General features: G+C 63.0%; 2 pseudogenes. Both read left to right on the forward strand.

Annotated features, from left to right (window positions below):
- A pseudogene (locus EN879_RS38565) lies at positions 1-282 on the forward strand (4-hydroxy-3-methylbut-2-enyl diphosphate reductase); the annotation flags it as partial.
- 5 nt (positions 283-287) lie between these two features.
- Positions 288-432: pseudogene (locus EN879_RS38570) on the forward strand (homoserine kinase); the annotation flags it as partial.

The raw sequence follows: 432 nt of genomic DNA on the forward strand, positions 1-432 counted from the left end.
GTGGCGGAGCGTGCAGGCGCCACCATGTCGCTTCTCGTGCAGCGCGCCGCCGAGATTCCGTGGAATGACATCGGCAACATTTCGACGCTCGGCCTGTCGGCCGGCGCGTCGGCGCCCGAAATCATCGTCGACGAGATCATCGACGCGTTCCGGCAGCGCTTCGATGTCACGATCGATCTGGCCATCACGGCCACGGAAACGGAGGATTTTCCGGTCATGCGGGTACTGCGCGATGTCGAACTGACGCGGGCCGACATGGCCTTCGTCAATGGAGCCGCGTAAGGCACATGGCGGTCTACACTGACGTCGCGGAAGGCGAACTCGGCGCATTCCTGAAGCACTATCCGGTCGGCGATCTCCTGTCCTACAAGGGCATCGCCGAAGGCACCGAGAACTCGAACTTCCTGCTGCACACCTCGAGCGGCTCCTACA

Origin of the sequence: Mesorhizobium sp. M7A.F.Ca.AU.002.02.1.1, assembly GCF_003998535.1 — a bacterium.
In the GTDB taxonomy this organism is placed as follows: Bacteria; Pseudomonadota; Alphaproteobacteria; order Rhizobiales; family Rhizobiaceae; genus Mesorhizobium; species Mesorhizobium ciceri.